The sequence below is a fragment of the Marinomonas sp. PE14-40 genome, from assembly GCF_051623805.1.
Classification (GTDB): domain Bacteria; phylum Pseudomonadota; class Gammaproteobacteria; order Pseudomonadales; family Marinomonadaceae; genus Marinomonas.
In genome coordinates, this window is the sequence record NZ_CP130700.1 from 3093379 (window position 1) to 3116988 (window position 23610).

A 23610-nucleotide genomic window follows, 5' to 3' on the forward strand; every position below is an offset into this window, starting at 1 on the left:
TTTTGTACAAGTTTTTTCTTGCCTATTGCTCAAACTTGTACAAGAATTAGTTATATAAAATTAATTCTTGTATAAGTTTTGACACTTAGGAGTAGAAGATGAAACATACCAACATCATTCCAACTTTGACCCTTGAAAATCCACAAGAGCATGAAATCACCCTAGGCCTAAGTTCCTGCTTAGCAGGACATAATGTTCGCTTTAATGGCGGCCATACCCAATCAAAACTTTGCCTCAATACCTTGAGCGAACACTTTAATTACATGACCTTTTGCCCTGAAGTTGCAGCGGGCTTTAGTACACCAAGACCAACAATGCGCTTACAAGAAGATGAAAACAAAGCGGTGAAGTTAAGCTATAGCACAGACCCAGATTCAGATGTTACCCAGCAATTAGTCGATGGCTATACACCTGCTTTAAACAGCTTTGACCAACTTGATGGTTATATTTTGATGAAAAATTCACCAAGTTGTGGACTATCTCGCATTAAGGTATATCAAGAAAATGGCATGCCTAAACGTGAAATGAGCCAAGGCTTATTTGCAGCTGCCTTGCAAGAAACGTATCCGCTTATGCCTATTGAAGAAGAAGGCAGGTTGAATGATGCCCACTTGTACGAAAACTTTATATTGAGGGTGTATGCTCATCACAACTTCCGCAAAGAAGTGCTGGAGCAACAAAGCTTAAATAACTTGATGCATTTTCATGCGAGTTATAAGTACATCCTATTATCTCAAAACCAAGTACTTTATAAGCAGTTAGGACAATTACTGGCTCATGCAAATAAAGACCAAATCGGCACATTGGTAGATGAGTACTTCACTATGTTTATGAAGGCGCTATCAAGACCAGCACCGAGAAAAGGCCATGTGAATACTTTATTTCATGTATTTGGTTACTTTAAACGCCAGCTATCAAAAAGTGCCAAGCAAAGTATTTTAAGAACCATTAGACAATACCAAGCTGGCCAACTACCGCTAGTCACCCCTTTAACTCTGCTACAGCATTATATTGAGCAATTTGGGAATGACTACTTACGCCAGCAAAGATATTTTGCACCTTACCCACAAACACTAGGGCTTGCTAACCACGTTTAGACTCAAGCTTTTGCCCTAGGAAAGGCCATAAAAAAGGCACTAGATTGAACCAATCTAGTGCCTTTTTTATTTAGGGTGATATCGCTAGTGAGTAGAAAAGCGTCGAATAATTGAATGTACATTACCGACTGTTTCTTCCAACTCAACTCCAGACGCTAAGGTCTGCTCGGCAATGCCCTTGGTGTGATTCGCACCGTTAGAAATATCTGTTACCTGCTGATTAATATGTTCAGTCATAGCACTTTGCTCTTCCACAGACGCTGAAATTTGCAATGTCATATCTAGAATCTCTTGTACTGCCCCATTAATTTGGTTCAAAGAAGACCGAGTTTCACCGACAATACTGACGCCTTGCTTCGCTACTTCTTCCCCTTGCTGAGAAACCGTTACAGCACTTTGCGCTCGCGATGAAAGCACTTGAATAACGTCATGTATCTTTTCTGTGGATTCTCTGGTTTTGAGAGACAATGAACGTACTTCATCCGCTACCACACTAAAGCCACGACCATGCTCACCGGCTCTCGCCGCTTCAATCGCAGCGTTTAAGGCCAGTAAATTGGTTTGGTCAGCAATCATAGAGATAAGGTCTGCCGCTTCGCCAATTTCTTCTGTGGATTGCGCTAGCTCTTTAATGGTCACCGCGATGTCTTCGACAGATTGGCTCAGTTTATCTATCACTTGTAGTGCATCGGTCGCTAGCTGGCTACCTGTATCAACATGATTTAACGCTCCTTGAGCATTCACAGTATTGCTTTGCACTATATTGGTGATTTCATCAATCGCACTGGCCATTTGATCAATGGCACTCGCGACTTCTTGAGTCGCTGTATTTTGCTGATAAATAGCCACATTGGTTTGATTAACCTGATCTTTCGCTTCATGGGCAATCTTACCCAAACCCGCAGCTGAGTCTTCTATGCGAGTTAGAGAGGTGCGATTACGGGCAATCTCACAAGCAAAAGCAAGTTTGGCTCTGGCTTGATGTCCACTTTCATCAAAGTAGGTTTGTGCCACCAAAGCATTACTATAGGTACCTTGGTTCATGTCACATAATTGTTGCCACTGAGACTTAGCCTTAAGCCTTTGCCAAACACTCGCCACCAAGGTGCCACCAAGCGCTATGCCAGCCGCACTGGTGCCTGAAGTCATATATAAAAGTCCAGCACTGGCCAAACCTGGTACTAATATCGGCAAACTTTTCGCTAGCCCCATTTGTAGACTATGCAAAAGACTGCGAGCCGCTTTACCTTGGCTTAACCTTTTATAAACTTGAGTCGCACGGGCTTTTTCTGCTTCGCTAGCATTGATTCGAACAGATTCATAACCCACGACCTTGTTACCGTCATAAACTGGCGTAACAAAGGCACTTACCCAATAATAATCGCCATTTTTGCGCTTATTTTTAACCAAGCCCATCCAGACTTTTCCCGCTTTTAGCGTACGCCACATTTCAGCAAAAGCCGCTTTAGGCATATCTGCATGGCGAATAAGGTTATGGGGTTGGCCAATAAGCTCTTCTCTTTCATAACCACTAACAGTCGCAAAAGCATCATTACAATAAACGATATTGCCCTTCGTATCTGTGGCTGAAATAAGCCTATCTTGCTCAGAAAAGCGATATTCTTGGGTGGGTTGAACTGTCATCTATCTACCTGCAATTAAAATAATATCCATGATCAATTTCCGCGCTATCAATATTTAACTAAATAGTTGATTTGTTTGATTGTAATAGCGACAAAAGCCACTAAACCCACGACAAAGCGCTATTAAACTTATTGATATAACACAAAGAAATCGTCTTTATTTTTATAACTGGCGATTATATATGATGGAATATTAGCCACATAATTCACAAAATCTATAATGAATGTCATACAGGTTTATCAAAATGATTTAGTTAAACAAGGAAACTGACTTAAATGCCTTTAGAGGTAAATGGGAAGGTTAAGTTAAATCTCGTTTGAGTCATTGAGCTGAATTTTATGGCGCATTCTATAGGCATGTAATACATCAAAACCTGCGCCTTCATAAAATCCCAAATTTTCTTTTAATTTTGAGATTCGAGGAGCTGAAAAATCAATACAAGACCAACCTTTTTGATGGCCATATTGTTTTACTTCTTCCATCAACTTGGCCCCAATTCCGGTGGACCTGACAACTGGAGAAACATAGAACTCTTGGATCATGCCAACTTGTCCTCCTCCATTGAGAGAGTAGGATTCACTTAGGGTAGCAACAGCTGAAAGAGCCCCATCAACAAAGCCTAAAATAGCAAAATATTGGCCTGCTTTTATCATTTCGTAACAACGATTTGAAGTACCTTCTATATTGATATCAATACGCTTTGTTTTAGTGAGATCACTTAATTCAATCGTTAACAGAATCACTAAGAGACTAATATTTTCTGCATCTTCGACCGTGGCTGGCCTGAAGTTAATCTTCCTATGATCCATAGTAAGTAATCCTAACAGGTGAACTAATGCGGATATAAAAACCTAAATAACAGGTAATTATCTGAGTTATAAAAAGTCTGACAAAGGCAAGGACGCTAATCAATAGTTTCGTAAATTTCTTGTCTCGCCACTACATTTTTTTACAGTTCCATGATCTCGATCGACGCAGATAGAAAGGTTAGTATCCTAAAAACGACTTTGGTTATAAAACTTTTAAATCAATAAGCTTTTTTAATACTCTTTTCCTAGGTTAGTTCAGTTTTTAAAATTCAACAGATTAATTTAAAACAGAACCCCATTTAGTCAATAAAATATATATCAGTCTTCGGGCACTAATTTTATAATTCTTGATCATAGTTAAATAAGTGTCATGCAGATGACAGAGGCGATTTAAAACCTCTAGTAAATTAACCAACCTCAAATGAGTATTTATGATTTTAATCACTAAGATGCGTGCCCGTTTTACGCAATTATCTTCATCTTCTTTGCTGCTTCTCATGCTCATTCAAGCTAACCCTACACAAGCAGATGTTTTTGCAGCAGCAGACGCCCCAATGACACCTAAAGCTGAGGTATCTTTACCTTTAGTGACCGACGCAAAACTGACTGAAACAAGCATGCGTTTAACTGACTATAAAGGTAAGACCTTACTGGTCGATTTCTGGGCATCTTGGTGTGGGCCTTGTCGTGCGTCTTTTCCTTGGATGAACGAAATGCAGGCAAAATATCAGGATAAAGGTTTTGAAGTCGTCGCGATTAATCTAGATTTACGCCCTGAGTTAGCACTTGAGTTCTTGACGAAAATCCCCGCGAACTTCCCCGTTTTGCTTGATGAAAATGCCCAATTACCTGATGCCTTTAACGTAATAGGTATGCCCACCAGCTATTTAATTGACAAAGAAGGTCGCTTAAGAGCCCAGCACGTCGGTTTCCAAGAAGCGAGGGTGGCAGAGTATGAAGCGGCGATACAAATGCTGTTAGCTGAATAACTCCCTATAAAACAAGAACAAGCCGTTTAAACCAATTTTACGGCTTAAGTCTGGCGACTAAAAATACCGATATGCTTTATTTATATCGGTATTTTTTTGGCTAAGACAGGCTTTTTTGCTTGTTTTTTAACCAAAATAGACTATTAATCGACATTCTTTGGTTGTTTTTTAGTCAATTAGGTTCGATACTTAAAGGGTGTATCCTGAGGTTGCGTTATGGAAATTAACTCTTCATCAAGCTCTATGAATCAATATTTCTCGCCTAGACAGCAGTCGAACGAGAAGGTTGCTTATGGTATTGGCCAAGCAAATCGTGACGAAGTGTCTTTGTCAGATAAAGCTAAGTTCATGCAGATGCGTGAGCAAAATAAGCAGGATGACATTAGTTTGTTAGATGGCAAAGAGAGTGACAGCGAGCCTTCTGACGAGGCGATCCGAGTAACAAGTACAATCGGAAGAAATGCGGCAGCCGGTAATTACACTCGAGCTGAAGCCATGGAAATTTACCGTTCAATTCAGAACCTGCTTTAATCTCCCCAAGCTATATACAATATTTTTAAAAAGTGATCTTGAGACCTCTAAGATCACTTTTTTTATCGATCTTAATCTATTACTTTTCTTGCAGCTGTTGTTCTAACTTTTGCATTCTTTCTTCTAGCTCAATCACGCGCTCTCTATATTTAGCCAACATTGCCGCTTGGATTTCGAAATCTTCACGGGAAACAAGATCCATCTTATCTAAGGTTGATTTCGCAAGTTGCTGTACTTGAGCTTGAATTTCTTTGCTCGGTAATTTGCTAAGTTGTGCAGCAGTTTCCCCTAGGGTATTTCCTACTTGCTTAATAAAATCATCAATCACGATCTTCTCCTTCATACCTTTAATTGTTCAAGCTGGTTATACACAAGCGTTTTTTTCTTGTGCTAAGTATATGTGCATAAGTTTACCACTTATTCCCAAGTTAACGTCACTTTATCCTCTTATTAAACACTGCCCAATAAGTGTGCATATCTCAATATTCTGATGCTTTTCATAAAGTTACCCCTATTTTTAAAGCATTTTTAAAATACTAAATAACTCTTAGCACCAGATTAGCGCAGCGCTTTTTTTAAACGCCCCTATAACACTCAAGAACCCCAATAAAGTTTTGATAATTTTCTACAACCAAAAGCAAAAACTTCGTAATAGATTGAAAAGTAACAAGTTTTTCAACATGGCACACATGTTGAATATAGACCATTAACATTTTCAGTCATCAAATCGAATTTTAAATAATAAAAAGGAGCGTGACGCTATGAAGCTTATCACCGCCATCATTAAACCATTTAAGTTAGACGATGTTCGTGAAGCCTTGTCAGATATTGGGGTACAAGGTATCACGGTAACTGAGGTAAAAGGTTTCGGACGTCAAAAGGGCCACACTGAATTGTACCGAGGTGCAGAGTATGTTGTGGACTTCCTACCTAAGGTAAAAATCGAACTCGCGATTTCAGACGACATCGTCGATCAAGTTGTTGAATCCATCACCAATGCAGCTAATACAGGCAAGATTGGTGACGGCAAAATCTTCATTGTCAATCTAGAACAAGCTGTCCGTATTCGTACTGGCGAAACTGGCGAAGAAGCGGTTTAAACCGCCGCGCATAATCTTTAGCAGTCTTATATTAGCCTTTAGGGGGGCAAAACATGCAAGATCAAATATTTCATTTACAATATGCCATGGACACTTTTTACTTTTTAGTCTGTGGTGCACTCGTTATGTGGATGGCAGCAGGCTTTGCCATGTTAGAAGCAGGCCTAGTCCGCTCAAAAAACACCACAGAAATTCTTACTAAAAACGTCGCGTTATTTGCTATCTCTTGCATCATGTACCTCGTTTGCGGTTACGCAATCATGTACGGCGGCGACATATTCTTATCAGGTATTCAAAATGTAGATGTAGATGCCACACTCGGTGACTTCTCAGGCCGTGAAGATGGCTTTGAAGGCGGCTCTATCTACTCAGGCGCTTCTGACTTCTTCTTCCAAGTCGTATTCGTTGCAACAGCTATGTCGATTGTCTCTGGTGCTGTGGCTGAACGTATGAAGCTTTGGGCATTCCTAGCTTTCGCTGTTGTTATGACAGGTGTTATCTACCCTATGGAAGGTAACTGGACTTGGGGTGGCGGTTCTGTATTCGGCCTTTATAGCCTTGGCGACATCGGCTTCACTGACTTTGCAGGCTCAGGCATTGTACACATGGCAGGTGCTGCAGCAGCATTAGCGGGTGTATTGGTACTAGGCGCTCGTAAAGGTAAGTATGGTCCTAAAGGTGAAGTACGAGCGATTCCTGGTGCGAACCTACCGCTTGCAACACTAGGTACATTCATCCTATGGATGGGTTGGTTCGGCTTTAACGGTGGTTCTGTACTTAAGCTTGGCGATATTGCGAGTGCAAACTCTGTTGCCATGGTTTTCCTTAATACCAACACAGCGGCTGCTGGTGGCGCTGTTGCAGCCATGTTACTAGCACGTATTTTATTCGGCAAAGCGGATTTAACCATGCTGTTAAACGGTGCATTAGCAGGCCTAGTTGCTATCACAGCCGGTCCTGATACTCCTACAGCACTCGGTGCAACCTTGATTGGTGCAGTCGGTGGTTTGATTGTTGTTGTCTCTATTCTGACACTAGATAAGCTGAAAATTGATGATCCAGTTGGTGCTATCTCAGTTCATGGTGTAGCAGGTCTTTGGGGTCTTCTAGCAGTGCCTCTAACAAACGACGGCGTTACCTTTGGTGCTCAGCTAATTGGTGCAGCCACTATCTTCACTTGGGTATTTGGTACTAGCCTAGTAGTTTGGTTCGTCATCAAAGCGGTTATCGGTGTCCGTGTCACAGAGGAAGAAGAATACGAAGGTGTTGATCTATCTGAATGTGGTATGGAAGCTTACCCAGAGTTCACAAAGAACTAATCGCTTCTCAAGTTAAGTCTCAACATGTGTTTAGAGTGACCTTGCCTCATTAGGGTCACTCTTCACAAAAGCACAAAAGTTAAAGCCCAGCTTTCATGGGTGGGCTTTAACCTCTCTTCTATTAGCTTTAAAACGTAGTTTTTCTTTTCCTTTTAATTACTTAGGACGTATTACTCATGCAAGTTAAAAACCTAATCACAAGTTTAACCTTAGTTGCTTCTAGTGTTTTTTCGATCAATGCATTAGCAAGCGATACCATCAAGGTCGGCGTACTTCACTCCTTATCTGGCACCATGGCTATCAGTGAAACCACACTGAAAGACACAGTGCTCATGATGGTAGAAGAGCAAAATAAAAAAGGCGGTTTATTGGGTAAGAAGCTTGAAGCTGTGGTGGTAGATCCGGCTTCAAATTGGCCTTTATTCGCGGAGAAAGCACGCGAGCTTCTCACAGAAGCTGAAGTGGATGTCATCTTTGGTGGCTGGACATCCGTTTCTCGAAAATCCGTATTACCTGTTATCGAAGAGCTAAATGGTCTGATGTTTTACCCGGTTCAATACGAAGGGGAAGAGTCCTCTAAAAATGTATTTTACACAGGCGCATCACCGAACCAGCAAGCTATTCCAGCCGTTAACTACTTGAAAGATGAATTGGAAGTTGAGCGTTGGGTATTAGCTGGTACCGATTACGTTTACCCAAGAACCACGAACAAAATACTAGAAGCTTATTTGACTAGCCTTGGGGTTGCCAAAGAAGACATCATGATCAACTACACGCCATTTGGTCACTCTGATTGGCAGTCGATCGTGTCTGATATTAAGAAGTTTGGTAGCCAAGGTAAGAAAACCGCGGTTGTCTCTACTATCAATGGCGATGCCAACCTCCCTTTCTATAAAGAACTAGGTAATCAGGGCCTTAACTCAGAAGACATTCCAGTAGTGGCATTCTCAGTGGGTGAGGAAGAGCTTTCTGGCTTGGATACCACACCATTAGTAGGACACCTAGCCGCTTGGAACTACTTCCAAAGTGTCGAGACAGATTCTAACGATGAGTTTATCGAGCTTTGGCGTGCCTTCACTAAGAACCCAGAACGTGTCACCAACGACCCAATGGAAGCCACTTATATTGGCTTTAACATGTGGGCGAATGCCGTGAAAGAAGCGGGTACAACAGATGTGAATGCGGTTGAACAAGCCATGATAGGCCAAGAAGCAAGTAACCTAACTGGGGGGACTGCGCTAATGAACAAAAACCATCATTTGAGCAAACCAGTATTAATTGGTGAAATCCAAGATGATGGTCAATTTGAGGTTGTGTGGGAAACAGACAGTACCGTTGCAGGGGACGCATGGTCTGACTTTTTACCCGGTTCAAAAGATCTAATTTCCGACTGGACAGCCCCACTTAAGTGCGGCAATTACAATGTCCAAACTAAAACCTGCTCAGGTAAGACACTATAAATTTACCAACAGGCATGAGCAGTCATGATGCTGGCTAACGCCTAATTCATGCTTTTTAAGCCACAAGCCCTTAAACCACCATCTGCGGTGGGCTTGTGGCCTTTTTTACTCTCTTCACTTTTTCAAAGGAGTGATTTTTTGAAGCAGTTCCAGAACCTCATTTACGGTTTAATAACCTGTTTTAGTTTTGCTTTTTTTTCAGTTTATGCCGTCGCCAATGATAGCCAATCTGCTAAAGCGACATCAGACACTGAATTACTTGTCGCGTTAACCCAAGTAAAACTAAAACAAATGAACCCGCTGTTAGACCAAATTAAAAGCAGCCAAGCCCAAACCGCTCTCCCTATATTTAAAACCCTTTTAGAAGGACGCTTGTATTATGTTAGGTCAGATAAACACCTGATCCAAATGCAAAAGATAGGGAAAGAAAAACACTATTTTGAATTAGACAGTGCCACCGCTCTACCTCACTTAACCAAGAAACTGGTCAAAAAAATCAAACTCAATAATGGCGTACGTCGTTACTTGAGAAGCGCTATTGCCGAACTTGAGCTAAGCCATACTGATGCAAAAATAAGAGCCACAGCACTACAGAGTTTACTAAGAAATTTAGATACAAACTTACAAGAAACAATCGAAAAAAGACGAACGCTAGAAACAGATGAGAAGGTAATCGACTTATTAGATGTCGCTCTTAACCTCTATCAATTAAAGCAGACTGAATCAGCCGCCCTGCAAATTAAAGCCATAGAGCAACTCGCCTCTCGCCTTGAAATTCCGGTTAAAAACCAATTAACAAAAACCGCTGAGACAAGCCCAGATCCTGCCGTCAAACAAGCAGCGTTTGATGCCTTAAAAGAAATAGAACATAGCACTAATCGTTATGAACTAGTGAATCAGCTGTTCTTTGGTTTAAGCCTAGGTTCAGTGCTTTTACTCGCCTCTATCGGACTTGCGATTACTTTTGGCGTTATGGGTGTGATTAATATGGCCCATGGAGAAATGATCATGCTTGGCGCTTACACCACCTATGTGGTGCAGTTACTCATACCAAACCATATCGATTATTCACTTTGGGTCGCTATTCCCGCCGCCTTTATGGTTTCAGGGTTAATGGGAGTCATTATTGAAAGAGGTGTCATACGTCACTTACACGGTCGACCTCTTGAAACCCTACTAGCAACCTTTGGTATCAGCCTTATTTTGCAACAGCTAGTACGCTCGGTATTTAGTCCACTTAACCGTCAAGTCTTTAGTCCAAGTTGGATGACAGGGTCATTAGAGATTAATCCGGTTTTATCTCTCACTCTTAACCGTTTATACATACTCGCGTTTGCCCTAATTGTCTTCTTTGCCCTACTCACCCTCTTACGTAAAACCTCCTTAGGCTTGAACGTAAGAGCAGTGTCTCAAAACCGCAATATGGCAAAAGCCATGGGGGTAAAAACCGGCTGGGTAGATGCCATGACCTTTGGTTTAGGCTCAGGTATTGCGGGCATTGCCGGAGTGGCCTTATCTCAGCTTACCAACGTAGGTCCAAATTTAGGGCAAGCCTATATTATCGATTCCTTTATGGTCGTGGTCTTTGGTGGAGTAGGTAACCTATTTGGCACCTTAGTAGCAGCTTTCTCTTTAGGTATCGCAACCAAGTTCTTAGAACCTGTGACAGGTGCTGTTTTAGCCGCCATTATTGTTTTGGTCTTCATCATCCTCTTTATTCAAAAACGCCCTAAAGGCCTCTTTCCTCAAAAAGGGAGGGCAGCAGAATGACATTGATAAACACTTTATTCAGACAAGGTAAAAGCAAACTTGATTCACGCCAACAACCGGGCCAAAAGACACTGCCCTTTGTCGCTATTCTTTTGATCAGCACCTTGTTAGCCTGTGGTGCTAACTTACTTTTACCAGAAGACTCTTCCTTGTATGTAAGTACTTACACCATTACTCTTTTAGGTAAGTATTTATGTTATGCCATGCTCGCTTTAGCAGTAGATATTATCTGGGGATATTGCGGCATTTTAAGCCTAGGTCACGGTGCGTTTTTTGCACTTGGAGGCTATGCCATGGGCATGTATTTAATGCGCCAAATTGGTGATCGTGGCGTTTATGGCGATCCTGTTTTACCTGACTTCATGGTCTTTCTTGATTGGAAAACCTTACCTTGGTTTTGGCAAGGTATGGATCAGTTCTGGTTTGCTATCTTAATGGCGGTTGTTATTCCTGGATTATTGGCCTTTATCTTTGGCTGGTTGGCATTTCGTTCCCGTGTGACTGGCGTGTATTTATCCATTATGACCCAAGCGCTCACCTATGCTTTGCTGTTGGCTTTTTTTAGAAATGAAATGGGCTTTGGCGGCAACAATGGTCTAACTGATTTCAAAGAGATTTTAGGCTTTGATTTACAAGCCGATTCAACTCGTGTGTCCCTCTTTGCCATTACGGCGTTTTTGTTAGCCGTTATTTTCATCATTAGCCAATACTTGATGAACTCTCGTATGGGTAAAGTCATCCTAGCGATACGTGATGGAGAAAGCCGAGCACGCTTTATTGGTTATCGGACCGAGCGCTATAAAGTCTGGTTATTCGTTTATTCTGCCATTATTGCTGGCATTGCTGGTGCACTTTATGTGCCTCAAGTCGGCATTATCAACCCTGGGGAATTCTCGCCGATTAACTCAATCGAGATAGTGATTTGGGTAGCAGTCGGTGGCCGTGGCACCTTGATTGGCGCCATTATTGGAGCGCTTATTATCAACTATGCCAAAACCCGTTTTACCGCCCTTTTCCCCGAAGCTTGGTTATTCGCATTAGGTGGCTTGTTTGTTCTAGTCACGCTTTATCTGCCAAAAGGAATCATGGGGTTATGGGAGACAATCCAAGCAAAGCTCAACAAAGCAGAACTAAAAGCAGAGGATGAAATGAAGACAGGAGTGTCATCATGAGCCAAAACAACGCTAATCAACTGAGTGATTTAAAGAACTTTGAAGCCAAGTTAAATGCGCCTTTTCAGGCCATCCGCTCTGGCTTACGTCGAGATCAAGTCTGGCCTTTTCTCATGCCCGAAGAGTCTAAGGTCAATATTGATAAAGACATCCTTCTCTATATTGAAGGCCTGAATTTAAGCTTTGATGGTTTTAATGCCTTAAACGAGTTAAACCTTTATATTAATAAAGGGGAGTTACGCTGTTTAATTGGCGCTAACGGAGCAGGAAAAAGTACCCTGATGGATGTGATTACGGGTAAGACTCAGTGTGATTCTGGACAAGTTTTCTTTGGCCAAAACATTGATCTGCTCAAACAGGATGAAGCCAGTATTGCCAACCTTGGTATAGGTCGTAAATTTCAAAAACCTACCGTGTTTGAACAACAAAGTGTGTTTGATAACTTGGAACTTTCGCTTAAAGCGAATAAGTCTGTGCTACCGACACTCTGGGCTAAACTCACGCCTTTACAGCACGATAAGATACAGCATGTACTCAGTATTATTGGCTTATCTAAGCAAGCGTATCAGTTGGCAGGTGCCCTATCTCACGGACAAAAACAATGGTTAGAGATAGGTATGTTACTTGTCTCTGAACCTAGACTCTTGCTGGTGGATGAACCTGTAGCAGGTATGACGCCACAAGAGACAGAACGTACCGCTGAGTTACTGACCTCTTTAGCAGGAGAGCGAACCGTCATAGTGGTAGAACATGATATGGAATTTGTGCGCAGCATTGCCAATAAGGTGACCGTATTACATCAAGGCAGTGTGCTGGCAGAAGGTAGCATGCAAGAGGTGCAATCTAACCCAGAAGTCATTGAAGTCTACCTAGGTGAAGAAGCCGCCACCCCCACGCCACCAGCAACAAAGAAGACAATATCAACACCAAGCACCAGCAAAGTCAGCTTGATTACCAACAAGGAAGAAAAAGCATGATATCAATGCAAAATATCAATCAACATTATGCTTCAAGCCAGATTTTGTGGGACCTTAATTTAGACATTAAAGCGGGCAGTATCACCTGTATTATGGGACGAAATGGGGTGGGCAAAACCACCTTACTTAAAGCCTTAATGGGATTACTCCCCATCAGCTCTGGTGAAATATTATTAGGCGACCTAGACACGCCTGAAGCACTGCATACTAAAAGTGCCGAGAAAAGGGCCTTTTCAGGGATAGGTTATGTACCCCAAGGCCGCGACATTTTCCCCATGCTGACAGTAGAAGAAAACCTTAAGATTGGTTTGCCAGTAAGAAAGGATAAACTTAAGCAAATCCCTGAGAAGATCTTCGAACTCTTCCCTGTTTTAAAAGATATGTTACACAGGCGTGGCGGTGACTTATCTGGTGGCCAGCAACAACAACTCGCCATAGGCCGAGCCTTGGTACTTGACCCTAAAGTGCTAATTTTAGATGAACCTAACGAAGGCATTCAGCCTAATATTGTGCAGCAAATCGGTGATGTAATTTTAAAGCTCAACCAAGAAGAAGGCCTGACCGTTATCCTAGTCGAGCAAAAATTGGGGTTTGCTCGCCGTGTGGGGCAAGAGTTTCGATTGATGGAAAAAGGTCGCATTGTTTGTAGCGATAAGATGTCTGAACTCAGCGATGACTTGATCAAACAGTATTTAGCGGTTTAAAACGCATTCACAGGGGGTGGTGCTAAAAGTTGGCAGCAGCCTCTTCTTATTTCAATTAAATTACTGTTTTTTTATACAGTTAATTGCTTATCACATTCATTTCCCTAAAATAGCCTTTCAAGAGGACAATTAGATATCCTGTGTCCGCCCGCGAATTTTATGGAGAACCAAGATGGCTAAAGCCAAAACTGCCTTTGTTTGCACTGAGTGCGGCACTGATTACGCTAAATGGCAGGGCCAATGCCAAGCCTGCAAAGCTTGGAACTCCTTATCTGAAATCAAACTGACCTCATCAAAAACGTCAGCCAGAGTGGCCGCGACACAAGATACAAAACTCAGTGGTTACGCAGGTGCAACCACTGGCATTCAGGACCTTGCGGATATCGACTTAAGCGATGTACCAAGATTCAGCTCTGGTGCCAGTGAGTTTGACCGTGTTCTAGGGGGCGGTTTAGTCCCAGGTGGTGTGGTGTTAATTGGTGGCCACCCAGGTGCTGGTAAAAGTACTCTGTTATTACAAACTATGTGTTATCTAGCGCAACAACAAGCTGCCCTTTATGTAACTGGTGAGGAATCATTACAGCAGGTTGCCATGCGAGCTAAACGTCTCGGACTGCCGACTCAAAACCTGAAGATGCTATCCGAAACCAATGTTGAATCCATCATGCAAATAGCGCAACAAATGCTGCCCAAAATCATTGTTATCGACTCCATTCAGGTGATGCACCTTGATGGCGTTGAATCAGCTCCCGGTAGTGTGTCTCAAGTAAGGGAAAGCGCGGCCGTATTAACCCGATTTGCAAAGCAAACTCAAACTGCTGTCTTGTTAGTGGGTCACGTTACCAAAGATGGCACCTTAGCAGGCCCGAAAGTACTAGAGCACATGGTGGATTGCTCTGTCTTATTAGAAGGTTCTGAAGACTCTCGTTTTAGAACCCTACGCGGCATGAAAAACCGTTTTGGTGCGGTGAATGAGTTAGGTGTTTTTGCCATGTTAGAAAATGGCCTTAGAGAAGTAAAAAACCCAAGTTCTATATTCTTGAACCGTTCTAAGCAGCCAGCAGCAGGTAGCTTGGTAATGGTGGTTTGGGAAGGAACGCGCCCTCTTTTAGTTGAGCTTCAAGCCTTGGTTGATGATTCCGCCTTTAGTAATCCAAAACGAGTCACAGTCGGTTTTGATCATAATAGATTAGCCATGCTGCTTGCTGTTTTACACAAGCATGGTGGCCTATTAACCTCAGACCAAGACGTTTATTTAAACGTAGTCGGAGGCGTGAAAGTAATGGAAACCAGTGGTGACCTTGCTGCAATTGCTGCAGTTGTTTCCAGCTTTAGAGACCAAGCCTTACCAGACAACCTTGTGGTATTAGGAGAGGTAGGTTTATCGGGAGAAATTCGTCCAGTGCCATCAGGTCAGGAGCGTATTATTGAAGCGGCAAAACACGGTTTTATTAAAGCAGTCGTTCCAAAAGGGAATTGTCCGAAGAAAAAGATTGAGGGGATGGAAGTAATAGGGGTTGATAGGCTTTCAGAAGCGCTAGATGCCATTTTCGAACGCTAAGGAACTAGTGCTGTTCTTATTTAGCCACTTTTTCAGAGACGTCTTTATCGTCCTCTTTAGCAATAAACCCAAAAAGATCTGCTGATGGCTCTATTTCTGGGCCATCATCCGCCAACATGCCATAAGGTAAGTTCGTCTGCGACTCTGCGGCGAACCTATCCTGTTTGGCTTTAAGCAGCCTTTGCCATCTGTTCTTACACAAGGTAAGCACCTTACGCTTATCTTCATCAGGCATTTCATGCCAGTGAAAACGCTCTTCTCGGCTACGCAGGCAACCTTTGCAAAAACCTTTATTACTTGATTGGCAAATGCCTCGACAGGGACTCTGCACATGAAACAACTCGATCTGTTCCATTTTCGTCTCCTATTATTTTAATTTATCAGACGATGATTCAGCAGTAAGATACGTTGCGCTAATCTGTGACTAGCTGGAAATCGTAAATTTCTTCCGGTGACATAAAGTATATACGCTCAGCAGGGGCAGCATCTAAAGAAAACCAATAAAAGCGTTCAGGAACACCCATTTCTAGGTAAAAGTTTACATAGGTCGCATGGATAGGGTCGGCAAGGTTTAACTCTTCTGGGTCTATCCCTAGTTGGTCATACCATGAATGCACACCCAGACCTGCTCCTGGTCCAATGTTACGTTTTACGCCACCTAAGAAAAGATCCACACCACCAGAGAGTACATAACCGGTACGAGCAATATGGGTGTTTAGCCCTAAACGGCGAATAAGACGCGCGGCTTGCATGGTTGCTTCTTGGTCGATAGAACCTGGAATATCCACCAGCACTAAGGTTTGTACATTCGGGCTTTGGCGTACCATTTCGCTAAGCTGTTCTGGCAGATCAGACCCTAACACACCAGAGATAAAGGCCATGTTTTGTTCGATATAGATTTCAAGCTGAGTATTATCTCGATTGGTTAAACTGGCCTTTTGAGTCTGTCCACCCACACTGGCACAACCTGCTAATAGGAGCATGCATAGCAAGAGGCTGATTTGCTTAATACCAACAACAAATCGACGATAATTCATTCACTTAATCCTTTTCACAACTTTTATAGATGACCTAACTAAGATATTGGATACTAGATTCATTCTAGTGCCGGGCTAAAGTAAAGCCTAATAAAAGGTCCATGTCATTAACATACATAAGAATAACCCCTAAGCTCCATAATAATTGCATGTTTATTAAGCTAGTTTGCGGGTGAGCAGCATTTTACAGTTTAAAATCTTAGGCACAAAAAAACCATGCACTCATTAAAGAGTGTCATGGTTTGAGTTGATATAGCGAACTAAATCACTTACCTAGTTATTAGCAACCTAACGGTTAGCCGCGACCTGGGGGCTTTCACGGCTAACATCTAAGCCAGCTCTAAGAAGGAAAAGAGAAATGCGCACCTTCACGCACACCAGCCGAAGGCCAGCGCTGAGTAATGGTCTTACGCTTGGTATAAAAACGCACCGCATCAGGACCATAAGCGTGTAGATCGCCAAACAGAGAACGCTTCCAACCACCAAAACTATGATAAGCAACAGGTACTGGCAGAGGCACATTGATACCGACCATGCCCACTTCGATATTGTCAGAGAAGTAACGTGCCGCTTCGCCGTCACGGGTAAAGATACACGTACCATTGCCGTATTCATGATCGTCTATCATATCCATGGCTTCTTGCATGGTATTTACTCGCACCACCTGAAGCACTGGGCCAAAGATTTCTTCTTGGTAACTCTGCATCTCAGTAGTGACGTTATCAATTAGAGTGCCGCCCACAAAGAAACCTTTGTCATAACCTTCAACCGCGACATTACGACCATCAACGACCACTTTAGCGCCTTGCTCTTCGGCACTAGAGATATAACCACACACTTTTTCTTGATGAGCTTTGGTAATCACAGGGCCAAAATCATTACTGGCATCGGTTGCTGCACCGACTTTTAAGTTTTTCATGGCTTCTTGCATCTTAGCCACTAAAGTATCAGCCGCTTGGTCACCGACAGCAACAGCAACGGATAAAGCCATGCAACGCTCGCCAGAAGAACCAAAAGCCGCACCTAATAATTGGCTAACCACATTGTCCATGTCTGCATCAGGCATCACGATCGCGTGGTTTTTCGCACCACCTAAGGCTTGGCAACGTTTGCCATGAGCATTGGCTTGGGTATAAATGTACTCTGCAATTGGCGTAGAACCGACAAAGCTGACTGCTTTAACATCTTTGTGCTCAAGCAAGGTATCAACGGCTTCTTTGTCACCGTTAACCACGTTAAACACGCCATCAGGTAAGCCAGCTTCTTGTAATAGTTGGCCAATATACAAGGTAACACTCGGGTCTCTTTCAGACGGTTTAAGCACAAAGGTATTACCGCAAACAAGTGCCATAGGGAACATCCATAAAGGCACCATCACAGGGAAGTTAAAAGGCGTTATGCCAGCAACCACACCTAGTGGTTGGAACTCACTCCAAGAATCAATGTTAGGACCAACATTTTTGCTGTGTTCGCCCTTTAGTAGTTCTGGTGCGCCACACGCATATTCAACATTCTCGATACCACGTTGCAGCTCACCTGCGGCATCATGGGAGATCTTGCCATGCTCTTCACCGATCAAAGCGCAAATAGTGTCGGCATTGTCTTCTAGCAATTGCTTGAATTTAAACATGACTCTGGCACGTTTAATGGCAGGGGTATTACGCCACGCTGGATAAGCGGCTTTCGCTGCGGCAATCGCTTCTTCCACGGTTTCTTTACTGGCTAATGCGACCTGCTTACTAACTTGTCCAGAAGCTGGGTTATATACATTTTGAGTGCGTTTCGCATCATCGCGTGACTTACCATTAATTAAATGTCCGACCAAGCTCATTTGCTTCCCCTATATATGAAGTGTCGTAAACCCTGCTTTTGTGCACTGGTTACGACTGAATTAGAAATCTTATTGACAGACTTTGCCTGTCACAATAGATTAAATAAATTCTCATCTATTAAACCTTAGTTAAGTATTTGCTAACCATTTTAATGGAGCAGATACAGACACAATGTGGGTAACTCCTGACACTGTGACATTAGGGTTTAAACCAAAAAACAAGAATAAGGGGAGACAAGGTGAAACAGTTTAAAGGGCAAGTCAGTGATGCAGATTTACGTTTATTGAGAATCTATAAAACCGTGGTGGAGTCTGGTGGTTTTTCGGCGGCAGAAGTCGAGCTCAATATTAGTCGAGCGGCAATTAGTATCTCTATGGCTGATTTGGAAACGCGTTTAGGCTTTCGTTTGTGTCAAAGAGGGCGTTCTGGCTTTTCCCTAACTGAAGAAGGTAGCAAGGTTTATCAGTTCACCTTACAGCTTCTCTCCTCTATCGAAGACTTTAGAACCCAGATAAATGGCCTACATGAAAAGCTAAAAGGGGATCTAAATATAGGAATTACTGACAACTTAGTCACCATGCCACGCATGGTTATCACCAATTCTGTCAGTAATTTGAAACAAAAAGGACCAGATATAACCATTAATATCAGCATGATACCGCCAAATGACATAGAAAAAGGGGTTTTAGACGGTAGTTTGCACATAGGAATGGTGCCAGATCTAAGATTATTAGCCGGATTGGAATATCTGCCTTTGTACAGAGAAAACTCGCAATTATACTGTAGTAACAGCCACCCTTTGTTTGCTCTAGAAGATAAAGAAATCTCTAAAGAAGACATATTCAAACTTGACGCTGTTGTACCAGCTTATGCGCAAACCCCTGAAATTAAAGCAAAATTACAGCAACTTAATGCAACAGCAACCGCCACAGACAGAGAAGGTATCGCCTTTTTAATCCTGACTGGAAACTACATAGGTTATCTCCCAGATCACGTGGCAGATGTCTGGGTTAAAGACGGAAAAATGCGCTCCTTATTAGATTCACAATTCAATTTTGATACGGGTTTCTCTGCAATTACTCGAAAAGGCGCTTCCAGTAACCTTGTTTTAGAAACGTATTTGGCTGAATTAAAACTCGAAATATCCAATAATTTAAATTAAAAATCAATAGGTTAAGAACACTCCAATAAATAAGTTGATCTTTGTCAGTCGAATATTAACAGCAAAGATATATGGTATTTTTTATCAATCCTTTGAGAGATATGAATTTTAAGACTATCATTCATATGCTTTCATATATTCTAATATGGAATATCTGGTTATAAAATTTCGCCAACTTAGACTTTGACAGTTGAACTTAGTTCACTTTAACAAGTACATTGGAGTACTGAATGACCTCTTCTTCTCTAAAATTACTCAGCACTGGCGCAATCTTAGCCACAAGCTTATTGATAAGCGCCTGCTCCCCGGAACAAGAAACTAGCCAAGCAACGGAGGCAGTTGTACGCCCAGTTAAATTGGTTACGGTGACCTCAAACCTAGCTGAAAACATTCGTAGCTTCCCAGCTGAATTAAAAGCAAGTAATGAGGCAGATTTAGCCTTTCGTGTTGGTGGTCAGCTAAATGAATTAGCCGTCACTTCAGGCCAAGAAGTCAAAAAAGGCCAGCTACTCGCAGCACTTGATCCAACAGATTTCGAACTAGACCTTGAGCTTGCTAAAGCGGATCACCGTTTTGCAAAATCCGAGTTTGATCGTAACAAGGCAACTTATGAGAAGAGAGTGAGCAGCCGTGCCAGCTATGAAGCAAGTCGTGCTAGCTTAGATCAAGCAGAGAACGCTTTGCAAAGAGCGAAAAACAACTTGGCATATACTCGCTTATACGCTCCTTTTGATGGCGTGATTGCCGATGTTGAAACTGAGAACTTCCAATATATCAGTGCAACTCAAAGTCTAATCCATATTCAGGACAACAAGACAATTGATCTTGAGTTCTTTATTCCTGAAAGCTTAATCGCAAATATTCAAGAAAGTGCGGTTAACTACAAACCTGATGTCATCATCAATGTGTTGAACGACAAGGTTTATAAAGCGCATTATAAGGAATACAACACCACACCAGATGACGAAACCAAGACCTATGAAATCACCATGGGTATTGAACGTGAAGCGGATGATTCAGCGAGATTGTTACCCGGTATGACAGCTGATGTCGTGATCGACCTAGGCCTGCTGATTAACCAAACTCGTAATATTCTATTACCGGTTGAAGCAATTTTCGAAACTACCACAGCAGGCGGTCAACCAGAGCAGAAAGTATGGGTTTATGACGCCGAGAACCAAAGAGCGATTATGCGTCAAGTTGAAGTCGGTTCTCTACAGGGTGATCAAATTGTGATTCAGTCTGGCCTTGCAGAAGGAGAGCAAGTCATTGCAGCAGGTGTTCATAGCCTGACCAGTGAAACTAAAGTTCGTCCTTGGGTTAGAGAGCGAGGTCTATAAGTGAATATCGCAGCATATTTTATCGAACGTAAGGTCACCAGCTGGATGCTGACCTTGATCTTGCTTGTTGGGGGCGTAATTGCCTTCACAGGTTTAGGTCAATTAGAAGATCCTGAATTTACCATCAAAGATGCACTTATCATTACCCACTATCCGGGAGCATCACCAGAACAAGTTGAAGAAGAAGTTACCTATCCAATTGAGATAGCACTGCAAAACTTAGCCTATGTGGATGAAATTAAATCCACCACTAAATCTGGCTATTCACAAGTGACGCTTACGATCAAAGAAACCTATCGTAAAAAAGAGTTAAAACAGATTTGGGATGAAGTGCGTAAAACCGTTTCTGACATTGAAGGTAATTTCCCAACTGGTGTAACCACGCCCGTTGTCGTAGATGACTTCGGTGATGTATACGGGGTTATGCTGGCCGTTAATGGCGAAGGCTATCCTTACAAAGACCTTGAAACCTATATCGATTACCTCAAGCGTGAACTGGTATTAGTGGATGGTGTAAGTAAAGTTCAGGTTGCTGGTGAGCAAAGTGAACAGATCACAATCGAGATCTCACGTACTCGTTTAGCGACTATGGGCATCGATCCTACTAGCCTATCTAACCTTCTAAGCACACAAAACACTGTGTCTAACGCAGGTTCAGTGCGTGTAGGTGACGAATATATTCGTATTAGCCCAACAGGTGAATTCCAAGACATTTCCGAGCTTGAAAACTTAATCGTAGGCACACCGACCTCTGGTGAAATGATTCGCCTAAGTGACATAGCCACCATTAAGCGTGAATATGTTGATCCTCAAACGAATCCTATTAACTTCAACGGTCATACCTCTTTATTATTGGGTATCTCATTTGCTTCTGGGGTAAACGTAGTTGAAGCGGGTAAATCGCTCGAAACTCGTATCGGTGAATTAACGTATCAGCAACCTATTGGTATTAACCTAGATACGGTTTATTTCCAATCTAAAGAAGTTGAACGTTCTGTTAGTAACTTCTTGCTTAACCTTGCCGAAGCTGTCGGTATCGTTGTTTTAGTTCTACTTATCTTTATGGGTATTAAGTCTGGTATTTTGATCGGCTTAATCTTGTTATTAACCATATTAGGTACCTTCATCATAATGGAGTACTTCGCCATTAACCTACAGCGTATCTCCCTCGGGGGGTTGATTATTGCTTTGGGGATGCTGGTAGATAACGCCATAGTCGTAACTGAAGGTGTCTTAATTGGTCTCAAGCGAGGCATGTCTAAGCTTGAAGCGGCGTCCTCTGTTGTAAACCAAACTAAATGGCCCCTTTTAGGTGCTACTGTTATTGCGATTACGGCGTTTGCACCAATTGGTTTATCACCCGATGCTGTGGGTGAGTTTGTTGGCTCTCTTTTCTATGTGCTACTGATCTCACTTTTCTTAAGCTGGGTGACAGCCGTTACGCTAACGCCTTTCTTCTGCGACTTATTCTTTAAAGAAGAAATCAAAGCGGGTGAAGATGAAGCGGAAGATCCATACAAGGGTGCTTTCTTTGTTGCTTATAAATGGTTACTAGATAAAGCCCTGCACTATCGTTGGATTACCGTTTTATTGTTAATCGCAAGCTTAGTGACTGCGGGTTGGGCTTTCCAATTCGTGAAACAGTCTTTCTTCCCGCCCTCTACAACACCTATGTTCTATCTTGATGTAGAAGGTCCTTCTGGCACTCATATTGATGCAAGTTACGAGTTAACTAAGCGCATCGAACAGCGCCTATTAAAAGAAGAAGGCGTGAGCACGATTACTTCGACCACAGGCCAAGGTGTACCTCGTTTCATTCTGACTTATAACCAAGAGCAGTCTAATTCAAGTTATGCTCAATTCATTATTCGTACGGACAACGCTGAAGTTATTCCAGACTTGATTAAGCGTACCTACTACATAATGAAAGATGAGTTCCCAGATGTTGAAGCTAAGCTACAAAGACTGGAATTAGGACCTGCTTCTGGCTCTAAAGTTGAAGCCCGTATTACTGGCCCAGATCCAAAAGTGCTACGCAGCATCAGTGAACAAATTAAAGATATCTACCGTGCTGATGGTGGCCTTGAAAATATCAAAGATGACTGGCGTCAACGCACTAAAGTACTAAGACCTCAGTTCGATGAAGAGCAAGCTCGTCGTCTTGGTATTAGTAAAGCCGATCTGGATCAGGTGCTATTAGCTAACTTTAACGGCTCACGCATTGGCCTTTATCGCGATGGCTCCGACATCTTGCCTATCGTACAAAAAGCCCCTGAGAACGAACGACGTTCTATTGATCAGATCCGTGATTTACAGATCTATAGTCCTGCAACAGGTGCTTACATCACGCTAACCAGCTTGGTGAAAGGCTTTGATGTAATTTGGGAAGATCCCATTATTAAACGTCACGATCGTAAACGTACCATTACTGTGATGTCTGATAATAAGATTCTCGGTGACGAAACTGCCATGGCTGTTTTTGGTCGTGTCCGTGGGCCAATCGAAGCAATCCAACTACCGCCTGGCTATAGCCTTGAGTGGGGCGGTGAGTATGAAAGCAGTACGGATGCGCAAGCGAATATCTTTACCGCTTTGCCTATGGGTTACCTGTTCATGTTCATCATCACGGTACTTCTGTTTAACTCGGTACGTGTACCGCTTGTTATCTGGTTCTGTGTACCTCTAGCGCTAATTGGTGTGTCATCAGGCTTACTTGCAATGAACACAGCCTTTGGTTTCATGTCTCTATTAGGCTTCTTAAGCCTCTCGGGCATGATAGTCAAAAACGGTATTGTCTTAGCCGACCAGATAAATGTCGAACTAGGCCAGGGCACAGAAGCCTATAAAGCGGTTTTCCACTCTGCAGTGAGTCGTGTAAGACCTGTTTGTATGGCTGCCATCACGACCATTTTGGGTATGATTCCACTATTATCCGACGCCTTCTTTGAAGGTATGGCTGTGGTTATTTCATTCGGTTTAGGCTTTGCCACTATTTTGACCCTGATTGCAGTACCTGTTTTCTATGTCATCTTGTTCCGAGTGAAGTATCGTCCTATGAAAGAGCTTTAATCATCTGATTTAAGCGCTATATAAGACAGTCACTTTA

General features: G+C 42.5%; 20 protein-coding genes. 14 read left to right on the forward strand and 6 right to left on the reverse strand.

What is annotated here, in order from left to right:
• Positions 1 to 98: 98 nt before the first annotated feature.
• Positions 99 to 1097 carry a YbgA family protein gene (locus tag Q0A08_RS14365; protein WP_438462203.1) on the forward strand — a complete coding sequence of 333 codons (999 nt, stop codon included), beginning with the start codon at positions 99 to 101 and terminating at the stop codon, positions 1095 to 1097.
• 84 nt (positions 1098 to 1181) lie between these two features.
• Here Q0A08_RS14365 and Q0A08_RS14370 read toward each other — a convergent pair whose 3' ends face one another.
• The gene (locus Q0A08_RS14370; RefSeq protein ID WP_438462204.1) at positions 1182 to 2741 is read right to left on the reverse strand and encodes a methyl-accepting chemotaxis protein; all 1560 of its coding nucleotides are present in this window, start codon (positions 2739 to 2741) and stop codon (positions 1182 to 1184) included.
• Positions 2742 to 3046: 305 nt separating this feature from the next.
• Positions 3047 to 3550 (reverse strand): GNAT family N-acetyltransferase, encoded by a 504-nt coding sequence (locus Q0A08_RS14375; RefSeq protein ID WP_438462205.1) that lies wholly within the window; start codon positions 3548 to 3550, stop codon positions 3047 to 3049.
• A 431-nt stretch (positions 3551 to 3981) separates the two neighbouring features.
• On the opposite strand from Q0A08_RS14375, the gene Q0A08_RS14380 reads away from it, so the two are divergent.
• Complete coding sequence (locus Q0A08_RS14380; protein ID WP_438462206.1) at positions 3982 to 4539, forward strand: TlpA disulfide reductase family protein; 558 nt, start codon at positions 3982 to 3984, stop codon at positions 4537 to 4539.
• Between the two features lie 216 nt (positions 4540 to 4755).
• Positions 4756 to 5070 carry a hypothetical protein gene (locus Q0A08_RS14385; protein ID WP_438462207.1) on the forward strand — a complete coding sequence of 105 codons (315 nt, stop codon included), beginning with the start codon at positions 4756 to 4758 and terminating at the stop codon, positions 5068 to 5070.
• A 79-nt stretch (positions 5071 to 5149) separates the two neighbouring features.
• On the opposite strand, the gene Q0A08_RS14390 is transcribed toward Q0A08_RS14385, so the two are convergent.
• Positions 5150 to 5398, reverse strand: coding sequence for an accessory factor UbiK family protein (locus tag Q0A08_RS14390; RefSeq protein WP_438462208.1), 249 nt, complete (start codon positions 5396 to 5398; stop codon positions 5150 to 5152).
• Between the two features lie 433 nt (positions 5399 to 5831).
• Here Q0A08_RS14390 and glnK point away from each other — a divergent pair, with 433 nt between their 5' ends.
• From glnK to radA, 8 genes are all read left to right on the forward strand, one after another.
• Positions 5832 to 6170: a P-II family nitrogen regulator gene (glnK, locus tag Q0A08_RS14395; RefSeq protein ID WP_046015906.1), complete on the forward strand. Its 339-nt coding sequence runs from the start codon at positions 5832 to 5834 to the stop codon at positions 6168 to 6170.
• Positions 6171 to 6223: 53 nt separating this feature from the next.
• Positions 6224 to 7489 (forward strand): ammonium transporter, encoded by a 1266-nt coding sequence (locus Q0A08_RS14400; RefSeq protein WP_438462209.1) that lies wholly within the window; start codon positions 6224 to 6226, stop codon positions 7487 to 7489.
• 176 nt (positions 7490 to 7665) lie between these two features.
• Positions 7666 to 8949 carry an urea ABC transporter substrate-binding protein gene (urtA, locus tag Q0A08_RS14405; RefSeq protein ID WP_438462210.1) on the forward strand — a complete coding sequence of 428 codons (1284 nt, stop codon included), beginning with the start codon at positions 7666 to 7668 and terminating at the stop codon, positions 8947 to 8949.
• A gap of 138 nt (positions 8950 to 9087) precedes the next feature.
• Positions 9088 to 10719: an urea ABC transporter permease subunit UrtB gene (urtB, locus tag Q0A08_RS14410; RefSeq protein ID WP_438462211.1), complete on the forward strand. Its 1632-nt coding sequence runs from the start codon at positions 9088 to 9090 to the stop codon at positions 10717 to 10719.
• Positions 10716 to 11891: an urea ABC transporter permease subunit UrtC gene (gene urtC, locus Q0A08_RS14415; protein WP_438462212.1), complete on the forward strand. Its 1176-nt coding sequence runs from the start codon at positions 10716 to 10718 to the stop codon at positions 11889 to 11891. The genes urtB and urtC overlap by 4 nt, the downstream gene beginning before the upstream one ends.
• The gene (urtD, locus tag Q0A08_RS14420) at positions 11888 to 12868 is read left to right on the forward strand and encodes an urea ABC transporter ATP-binding protein UrtD (protein ID WP_438462213.1); all 981 of its coding nucleotides are present in this window, start codon (positions 11888 to 11890) and stop codon (positions 12866 to 12868) included. Before urtC ends, urtD begins: the two co-directional genes overlap by 4 nt.
• Positions 12865 to 13572 (forward strand): urea ABC transporter ATP-binding subunit UrtE, encoded by a 708-nt coding sequence (urtE, locus tag Q0A08_RS14425; protein ID WP_438462214.1) that lies wholly within the window; start codon positions 12865 to 12867, stop codon positions 13570 to 13572. Before urtD ends, urtE begins: the two co-directional genes overlap by 4 nt.
• 172 nt (positions 13573 to 13744) lie before the next feature.
• Positions 13745 to 15133, forward strand: a complete 1389-nt coding sequence (radA, locus tag Q0A08_RS14430) for a DNA repair protein RadA (RefSeq protein WP_438462215.1) — start codon at positions 13745 to 13747, stop codon at positions 15131 to 15133.
• A gap of 16 nt (positions 15134 to 15149) precedes the next feature.
• Here radA and Q0A08_RS14435 read toward each other — a convergent pair whose 3' ends face one another.
• From Q0A08_RS14435 to Q0A08_RS14445, 3 genes are all read right to left on the reverse strand, one after another.
• Positions 15150 to 15488, reverse strand: a complete 339-nt coding sequence (locus Q0A08_RS14435; protein ID WP_438462216.1) for a DUF1289 domain-containing protein — start codon at positions 15486 to 15488, stop codon at positions 15150 to 15152.
• 58 nt (positions 15489 to 15546) lie between these two features.
• A complete protein-coding gene (locus tag Q0A08_RS14440) occupies positions 15547 to 16170 on the reverse strand; it encodes an alpha/beta hydrolase (RefSeq protein WP_438462217.1) in 624 nt (207 codons plus the stop codon).
• Between the two features lie 340 nt (positions 16171 to 16510).
• Positions 16511 to 18001, reverse strand: a complete 1491-nt coding sequence (locus tag Q0A08_RS14445) for a CoA-acylating methylmalonate-semialdehyde dehydrogenase (RefSeq protein WP_438462218.1) — start codon at positions 17999 to 18001, stop codon at positions 16511 to 16513.
• Positions 18002 to 18240: 239 nt separating this feature from the next.
• Between Q0A08_RS14445 and Q0A08_RS14450 the strand changes: the two genes are divergently transcribed.
• From Q0A08_RS14450 to Q0A08_RS14460, 3 genes are all read left to right on the forward strand, one after another.
• Entirely contained in the window at positions 18241 to 19164 is a 924-nt protein-coding gene (locus tag Q0A08_RS14450) for a LysR family transcriptional regulator (protein ID WP_438462219.1), read from the forward strand.
• Positions 19165 to 19394: 230 nt separating this feature from the next.
• Positions 19395 to 20504 (forward strand): efflux RND transporter periplasmic adaptor subunit, encoded by a 1110-nt coding sequence (locus tag Q0A08_RS14455; RefSeq protein WP_438462220.1) that lies wholly within the window; start codon positions 19395 to 19397, stop codon positions 20502 to 20504.
• Positions 20505 to 23573 (forward strand): efflux RND transporter permease subunit, encoded by a 3069-nt coding sequence (locus Q0A08_RS14460; RefSeq protein WP_438462221.1) that lies wholly within the window; start codon positions 20505 to 20507, stop codon positions 23571 to 23573. It begins immediately after the preceding gene.
• Positions 23574 to 23610 lie beyond the last annotated feature (37 nt).